Here is a 7,308-nt window from a genome sequence, read left to right on the forward strand (position 1 = left end):
TAGAACTACTGCCTTATACAATACCGGTAGAGCGCTTCGGGAGGGTGACAGATGATATTCGACGTAAAGATGACAGAAGAGCCCCTGACAGATTCGCATTTGTCAGCGGGGATACCAGATATTCCTGTCACTAGTGGCGCGCGAGTGGTTTTCAACGGCTGCGTCCGTAACCACGACGGCGGTCAGGGAGTCACCCATCTGGTTTATTCTGCCCATCCAGAGGCGGAGAAATTTCTGGTGAAAGCGGTGCGGGATGCGATTGAGCTGGCCCTTCCCGAGGACGGAAACGCGGTTTCTCCGGACGCTACCGGAGATACCACCGAAAGTTTGGATGCAGTTTTTGTGCGCCACCGGATCGGGCGTCTGGAAATCGGAGAAACCGCGCTGCTAGTAGTAGTTGACGCTCCGCACCGGGATGCTGCCTTCAAAGTGAGTGCCGAAATCGTTGACCAGATCAAGGCGCAGGTGCCGATCTGGAAAGATCAATACTTCGCCAATGGAAGTAACCACTGGTCAAACTGTCCCTAAGTTTCGGGTCTGGCTCGGTAAAAGTCATAGTTGCGCGGGGGAGGAGATTCTCCCTCCTGCCCAAGAATTCGGAAAACGTAGCGATGTTTTCCGAATTCTTATGCCCACCGCGCCCACTCGGGAAAATCTCCTCCCCCGCTACCGTCCTCTGTTCCTTCCCCGGCCGCGACCCTAGTGTGGGACAGGTTGACCAGTGCAGGAAAAAAGAATTAGCTGCAAATCGGTGGGTAAGTACGTATCCGATCACTTAGGTTTTGTTCTTTTTTATCCCTCGAAAGAGATCCGTCCCTGCACGCTAAGTGCATTTCTCCCTTTTCGGTAACCGAAAGTACCCCTTGCGCGGGGGAGCTGCCCGAAATACTAGGCGCTCCATGGCTAAACGGTGCTTGCAACCCTAGCGCGGGGGAGAAGTTTTATCCGATCAGGCTGGGCGGGCGTAAAAATCGCGAAATGGCTAAGTCATTTCGCGATTTTTTGGGCGGGAGGAAAAACTTCTCCCTCGCGCTGAACCCGGAGTGCTTTTACCGAGCCAGACCCTGCACTCTAGGAACGGGTCTGACCAGTGTTTAGCCTCCGGCGAAGGGAGGGAGAACATCCAATTGCCCGTTGGCGGCGGATTCACCGAGGGGGGTGTCGCCATCGGCAAGGGCACCATCGACTAGGAACGAACTAACCTCCAAGATCGGTGCCAGATCGTTACTGCTGGCGGCTTGGGCGATTTCCCGCAGGGTTTGGTGGGCATCTGCGGGAACCTGCGCGCTATCAACTCCAGCTGCGTGGGCAGCGCCAGCAAAAAAACGTACGGTTACCAAGCGTTAGCCTCCGATCTGAGAAAGGGAATAGGTTCTGCGCCCCGCCGCTATTTCGGTGTGCCCCGCGGGTTTGGCTGCTTGCGCGTCTAACCAAAGCTGAGAAAGCTCTTCATTGGAGGCACCTTGACGTAAAGGAGCTAACAAATCCACAAAAGACAGGGAAAACAGGCAAGAATAGATCCTGCCGTTAGCAGATAGGCGAGTGCGGTCACAGGTAGCGCAGAAAGGCGAAGACTCGGAGGCAATAACTCCGATGATCCCGGCGGGATGATCGGTGCCGGCTGCCACGTTCCAGCGCCGCGCGGGAGCAGACGGATCGGTTTCTATCGGGGTAAGAGCAAAGCATTCGTGCAGGCGTTGCAAAATATCGCGGGCGTGAGGGCGCCCAGCTGCCGAATCCCCCAGGGGACCAATCGGCATGAACTCTATCGCCCGCCACTGAAAGCCGCGCCGCAGTGCGAAGCGCACTAAATCAGGCAATTCCTCCAAAGACTGTTGATCTAAAATCACTGAGTTAAGTTTTACGGGGCTAAGGCCGCTGGCAGGAAGTTTTTCTAGAGCCGCCGCGACCTCGGAAAACCGATTGCGTTTAGCAAGCGCAAAATAACGGTCGGGATCTAAAGTATCTAAAGAAATGTTGATTCTCCCTAAACCTGCCTCTACCAGGGAATCTATCCGGGTAGCTAAACCGATAGCATTGGTCGTTAGGGCAATATCGGCAGGCAAATCAGCCTCTGTGAATGCCTGGCGAATCTGGCAAATAATTTCCTCTAAATCGGGGCGTAAGAGCGGTTCGCCCCCGGTTAAGCGAACTTTGCGAATCCCTAGTGACAGCGCCACTTGGGTCAGGCGCCCAAATTCCCGGGGGGTTAGTAGCTCCTGGCGGGGAATCCAGGTGTCGGCGTCCTCGGGTAGGCAGTAACTGCAGCGTAAATTGCAGCGGTCGGTAACCGATAGGCGTAGGTCTTTCGCGACCCGACCCCAACGGTCAAGTAGTTGACGCGAGGGTGCTGTGGCCTCAGATGCAGCGCGCATTACCCCTCCTGCGGCTAGGTGTTGTTTGCAAATGTCTAGTCTCGCCAGTTCTCTGCTAAATCCTGTAGTTGCGAAATAAGTTCTTCGGCATCGGCACCCTTACCGCAGGCATAACCGGTAAGAAAAGCAGTCAAGGGGGCACCCGGACGAGAAGGACCATGCGCTACCGTTCCAATCAAAGACAGTAGCTCTGATTCCACCGTTTCCAGCGGATTGTCCTCTAATTGCAGGTGTTCGCGCACATCGGTTAACCAGCGATGCATCTGCGCCATCTTTTCTGGGTCGTCTTTCTTATTGTTACCAGCCATCAGATTCCCCTTTCGATTGCGCGCGACCGGTTTTGGGTTGCTTTTTCTATCCTAAACCTCAACGATACCAGGGAAGATAGCCTTTGCAGGAGCTTTGTTTTCCGAGGGCGTAGGAGGGGAAAATCTGCGTAGATAGCAAGCGAATATTATTGCTCAGAAGCGGAAGAAGCTTCGGAATGTTTCCGTTTTCGCCAAATCTTACCGAGGCGACCGCGCAAGCTTCCTCCGGCTCTGATCCAGTCGTTGATTGCGGAGATTCCTACCGCCAACAGGTAAAGTCCGATCAGCACCGACATCTGGACGATCATCGGCCAGGCGGTTGGTAGGGGATTTGCCACCGCCGAGAATACGGCGGCAAGCACCACTGCCCAACGCCAGCCTTTCAACATGGTTTTGGCTTTCATTACTCCCACAAAGTTGAGCATCACCAAGATTTCGGGAATCAGGCAGGACAGCCCAAACGCGAGAACCATGCGCATAAAGAAGGTGATATAAGAATCCGCCCGCAGCAGCATTACTGCGCCATTGGGGGTAAAGGAATTCAATATCGAAACCGCTTTGGGAATTATCCACACCCCGGAGAGGGCGCCTCCGCTGAAAAGTAAGATCCCGACTAAGCCAAAAATGGTGATATAGATTTTTTCTTTGCGTTTAAGCCCGGGAGCAATAAAAGCTCCGATCTGAAAAATCCACCAGGGCGCGGAAATTAGTATCCCCAACCAGAGGGATACCTGAATTCGCAGATCAAAGGCGGCGCCAATGGTCTGGAAGTTTAGTTGCGGGGCTTGACCGCTAACCTTTTGCAGTGGTTCTTGCATCCAATTCAGAGTAGGGGTGACCAAGAACCAGCCGCCAATCGCGGCTACGAAAATACCGGCCAGCGCTAATAGCAGGCGTTTACGCAGTTCCAGAAGATGTTCAGTCACCCGCATGCGGGCTTGCGGGTTAGTCTTTTTTTGTCCCGGCATGGGGGCAGTGGCTATTTATTTTCCGGCGGGTCAGCGGTATCGGACTGCCCGCTAGCCACTTGAGGAGAGGAAGTCTGGACGTTATCCTGCGTCGCCGCCGGAGAAGACGGAGCGGCTGGAATTTGGGGATTTTGAGGTCCGGCCGTCACCTGCTTATTGGTGTCATCTTCGCTGAGGTCAGATAGCTCAGACTTGAGGACTTTCGCAGATTTTCCGATATTGCGGGCAATGTCGGGCAGCTTGGAGGCTCCAAAAACAATGATTAACACCAGGAGCAGAATCAGAATATGTACTGGCCTCACGGTGGTGCCCTTCCTTTCTTACAGACGGCATCTAAAATATCTTCCCCCAATTGTAGCGGGGTTAGACGGCAAATAGGCGACTCCTATTGAGAATAGCTAAAACTTGTCGGCTTAACTAACAAATGCTTAGGAATACTAAGAACGCGGAACTTGTTAAGGCGGCGCGCGTCCTCGGTATTCGCCCTCTAAACTGGGTAGTCTGAAAGTGGGAGGCAAATGTGAGCGAGTTCATTGAGGAAGAAAAAGCGGGAGCCCAGGCCATAGCGGATTTGATGGCGGGGAAGAAAACGATTGTGGTCGCGGGAGCAGGGATGTCCACCGATGCGGGGATCCCGGATTATCGCGGCACCGGTTCTTCCGGGATGCCCACCGTTGATATGGATCAGTTTCTAGGGGAGCTTTATTGGCGTAAATGGGTGTGGCGGCGCAATCAAGAAACCTGGAAAACTGTGGCGCGGCTACAGCCCACCCCGGGGCACTACGCTTTAGCCCGGCTAGAGGATGCGGGGCTGATTAACTGCATCGCCACCCAAAACGTAGACGGCTTAGACCGCAAAGCGGGTTGTAAGAATGTGCAGCTACTGCACGGCACTTTCGAGGAAGTACAGTGCCTGGGGTGCGGAGCAGTGTTTTCGCGCGAACATATTGACCAGGAGCTACGTAAACTCAATCCGGATGTAAAAGACGATCCGGACCCCAAGAATGTGGCAGTGCTAGCCGCAGCTGATGAGCGGGCGGCGCGTGCTTGCCAGTTTAACCTGCTTTCTTGTCCCCGTTGCGGCGGGATTATCAAACCGGGAATCGTATTTTTCGGGGAATCTCTGCCGGGGGAAGCGATGGATCGTTCTTTCGCGGCGGCGCGGGAAGCCGAGGTAGTGCTGGCAGTAGGCACTTCCCTGGCGGTGCTGACCGGGCTGTGGGTGTTGCGGGAAGCCTGGGGAACCGGCGCCAAAGTAGCGGTGATTAACCGGGGACCCACGGCCGCCGATTCTATTGCGGACGTGCGGGTGTCCGGGGGCGCCTCCCAGGTGTTAACCCAAGTGGCAGAGATCTTGCTGGACTAAAGTTTTCAGAATCCGGGGATAACCGCTTAATACCCGAACGAGGATGCAGGACTTTGGTGTAGATAACGCTATCCATCTTGGTGGGGCTGCCGGCGGAAACCGGGTTCCTAAAGAAGACAGAGACTCCTATATTCCTAGAACTGCTTTTGCGATCAAGAAATAGATGATTAGACCGGAGGCGTCCAGTAGCGTTGAGATGAAGGGGTTGGCGAATACTGCTGGGTCTATACCGAACTTGCGTGCCACTAGGGGCATGAAGCCGCCGACCGTGGCAGCTAGGGTACAGATAGACAGCAAGGTCAGCCCGATTACTGCCCCTATTTGCGGGCCATAAAAAATGCTGGTTAGCGCAAATCCGAGTGTTCCGATGAGGGCGCCCAATAGTGCTCCAACTCGGATTTCTCTGGAGATCACTCTGAGCCCGTCGCCCCTCTTTATGTCACCCAACGCGATGGCGCGGGTGACAGTGGTGGCCGCTTGATTCCCGGTGTTGCCGCCAGTGCCGATGAGCAGCGGCACGAAAACTGACAGCACCACCATTTGGGCGATAGTGGTTTCGAATGTTTCGAGGACGTGAATAGTTAGAGTTGCTCCGATAGCTAGCACTAAAAGCCACACGACTCTGGCCTTAACAAAGTCGGCTATGGGGGTGGCTAGGTAAGGTCTGCTAAGCGGTTCTGCGCCGGAGATGCGTGCTTGATCCTCGTTGTTGGCATATTCGAGGATGTCTAGGGCGTCACTTAATGGCAGAATGCCGACCAGCCGATTCTCTTGATCGACGACAGGTAAGGCGAGTCGCTGTCGATCTGCGCACAGCCGAGCCGCATATTCTGCTGGTTGAGTGGCGCTAACGCTATCTTCAGGTTTCATCAAGTCTTTGATGAGGGTAGCTTTATCGGCGCGCATGATGTCTCTAAGGCTTACTATGCCTACAAGTTTCTTTTCGGCTGAGGTTACTGGCACCGTGTAGATAGTTTCTACTTCATCAAGCACTTTTGTTAGGTGGGTTAGAGCCTTTTCAGCGCTATCGGTGGGGTGAACGGTAGCGAACTTTGGGCTCATTCTTCGTCCGACCGATTTTTCTGGATACCCCAGTACAATGCCGGTAAGATCGCGTTCGGTGGGGCTGAGGCCAGCCAAAATCTTTGTGGCAACAGACGCTGGCAATTCGTCAAGCAATTCTGCCCGGTCATGTGGATCCATGGCTTCTACAACGGCAGATACATGATCATCGCGTAGCGCACTGACCAGGTCGGCTTGGACGGCAGGGTCCAGCAAATCAAAAACGGCGATAGCGGTGGTCTTGGGAAGAGCCCTAAATAACAATGCCCGTTGATGGAAATTTGATCTTTCCATCAACACCTTGATTTCGCGGGCAGGTGCTGCAGAAATAATCTGGTTAATCTTTTGTAAATTTTGTGACTGAAAAGCCTGGTGAAGTCTTGTCTCTAAGACTTGCAGAAGTTTCGAATCCATATCGTCCTCCAGCTTTACCGCGCCGTTGAAACCCGAGAAACTAGGCCATCCTTGGTCTGCGAGCTTGCACTGCCAACCCATCCTACAAGGCGAACAAGTCTGCAACCACCTCTAAATTAAATCGGTGCGGTAATGAATGATACGAGTCGGGAAACGGTTAGCCAACTCTGGGTGCAAGAAATTGATCTATTAAATAGCAATCTTTTTCTAACCTCCTAGAGCAACAACCGCCACTAAAGGTGACACTGCAATCCCGGCTGTTTAGGTGGTCAAGGAATCAGCAGTACGGGGTTAACGCAAAAAATTGGCCTGCCCCTGGCAACCAGGGGCAGGCCTACTCGGCTTAATAAACTTTAGGCACGACGCCGGAGAAGCAGCAGCCCCCCGGCAGTAATAGCCGCAGCCCCTAGAAGCGCGATCCAGGAAGAGTTAACACCGGTAATGGGCGATCCCTCGGGTGTCACCTCATTGGGCTGGTTGGTGGGTGTGGCAGTGGATTTACCGCTGGGTTTAGCAGTAGCTTTACCGCTGGGGTCAGTGGTGGGTTCGCCGGTGGGGTTGCCCGTGGGGTCAGTGGTGGGTTCGCCGGTGGGGTTGCCCGTGGGGTCAGTGGTGGGTTCGCCGGTGGGGTTGCCCGTGGGGTCAGTGGTGGGTTCGCCGGTGGGGTTGCCCGTGGGATCAGTAGTGGGTTCACCGGTAGGTTCGCCGGCAGCCTCTTCCCATTTCGCGTACACGGTTACATCAGCATTGATAGGTGCCGTGAAATCAAACGGGGTAGCGAAGGTATCATCCGTAAACCAACCTTTGAACTCCCA

At 54.2% G+C, this 7,308-nt stretch carries 9 protein-coding genes; 2 read left to right on the forward strand and 7 right to left on the reverse strand.

Annotated features, from left to right (window positions below; genetic code table 11):
* Nucleotides 1-51: 51 nt before the first annotated feature.
* On the forward strand, nucleotides 52-528 hold the full coding sequence (locus AC1EKS_RS04865; RefSeq protein WP_481009760.1) for a molybdenum cofactor biosynthesis protein MoaE: 477 nt from the start codon (nucleotides 52-54) through the stop codon (nucleotides 526-528).
* Between the two features lie 566 nt (nucleotides 529-1,094).
* Here AC1EKS_RS04865 and AC1EKS_RS04870 read toward each other — a convergent pair.
* The 5 genes from AC1EKS_RS04870 to tatA all read right to left on the reverse strand — a co-directional run bounded on the left by AC1EKS_RS04870 (nucleotide 1,095) and on the right by tatA (nucleotide 3,953).
* Nucleotides 1,095-1,340, reverse strand: a complete 246-nt coding sequence (locus AC1EKS_RS04870; protein ID WP_481009759.1) for a MoaD/ThiS family protein — start codon at nucleotides 1,338-1,340, stop codon at nucleotides 1,095-1,097.
* 3 nt (nucleotides 1,341-1,343) lie between these two features.
* Nucleotides 1,344-2,375, reverse strand: a complete 1,032-nt coding sequence (gene moaA / locus AC1EKS_RS04875; RefSeq protein ID WP_481009758.1) for a GTP 3',8-cyclase MoaA — start codon at nucleotides 2,373-2,375, stop codon at nucleotides 1,344-1,346.
* Nucleotides 2,376-2,410: 35 nt separating this feature from the next.
* Nucleotides 2,411-2,683, reverse strand: a complete 273-nt coding sequence (locus AC1EKS_RS04880; RefSeq protein WP_481009757.1) for a DUF6457 domain-containing protein — start codon at nucleotides 2,681-2,683, stop codon at nucleotides 2,411-2,413.
* A 146-nt stretch (nucleotides 2,684-2,829) separates the two neighbouring features.
* Nucleotides 2,830-3,651, reverse strand: a complete 822-nt coding sequence (tatC, locus tag AC1EKS_RS04885; protein ID WP_481009756.1) for a twin-arginine translocase subunit TatC — start codon at nucleotides 3,649-3,651, stop codon at nucleotides 2,830-2,832.
* 11 nt (nucleotides 3,652-3,662) lie between these two features.
* Entirely contained in the window at nucleotides 3,663-3,953 is a 291-nt protein-coding gene (gene tatA, locus AC1EKS_RS04890; RefSeq protein ID WP_481009755.1) for a Sec-independent protein translocase subunit TatA, read from the reverse strand.
* A 218-nt stretch (nucleotides 3,954-4,171) separates the two neighbouring features.
* Here tatA and AC1EKS_RS04895 point away from each other — a divergent pair, with 218 nt between their 5' ends.
* Nucleotides 4,172-5,017 carry an SIR2 family NAD-dependent protein deacylase gene (locus AC1EKS_RS04895; protein ID WP_481009754.1) on the forward strand — a complete coding sequence of 282 codons (846 nt, stop codon included), beginning with the start codon at nucleotides 4,172-4,174 and terminating at the stop codon, nucleotides 5,015-5,017.
* Nucleotides 5,018-5,143: 126 nt separating this feature from the next.
* Here AC1EKS_RS04895 and mgtE read toward each other — a convergent pair whose 3' ends face one another.
* Together mgtE and AC1EKS_RS04905 are read right to left on the reverse strand one after the other, a co-directional pair.
* Complete coding sequence (mgtE, locus tag AC1EKS_RS04900; protein ID WP_481009753.1) at nucleotides 5,144-6,493, reverse strand: magnesium transporter; 1,350 nt, start codon at nucleotides 6,491-6,493, stop codon at nucleotides 5,144-5,146.
* A gap of 353 nt (nucleotides 6,494-6,846) precedes the next feature.
* The coding region (locus AC1EKS_RS04905; protein ID WP_481009752.1) for an LPXTG cell wall anchor domain-containing protein at nucleotides 6,847-7,308 on the reverse strand (462 nt) is incomplete at its 5' end.

This window comes from Varibaculum sp. C0165D1 (assembly GCF_056590355.1).

What these genes read in the sequence shown, in the direction of transcription:
- AC1EKS_RS04865 (WP_481009760.1), top strand. Translation starts at nt 52, where the DNA reads ATGATATTCGACGTAAAGATGACAGAAGAGCCCCTGACAGATTCGCAT.
- moaA (WP_481009758.1), bottom strand. Translation starts at nt 2,375, where the DNA reads ATGCGCGCTGCATCTGAGGCCACAGCACCCTCGCGTCAACTACTTGAC.
- AC1EKS_RS04880 (WP_481009757.1), bottom strand. Translation starts at nt 2,683, where the DNA reads ATGGCTGGTAACAATAAGAAAGACGACCCAGAAAAGATGGCGCAGATG.
- tatC (WP_481009756.1), bottom strand. Translation starts at nt 3,651, where the DNA reads ATGCCGGGACAAAAAAAGACTAACCCGCAAGCCCGCATGCGGGTGACT.
- mgtE (WP_481009753.1), bottom strand. Translation starts at nt 6,493, where the DNA reads ATGGATTCGAAACTTCTGCAAGTCTTAGAGACAAGACTTCACCAGGCT.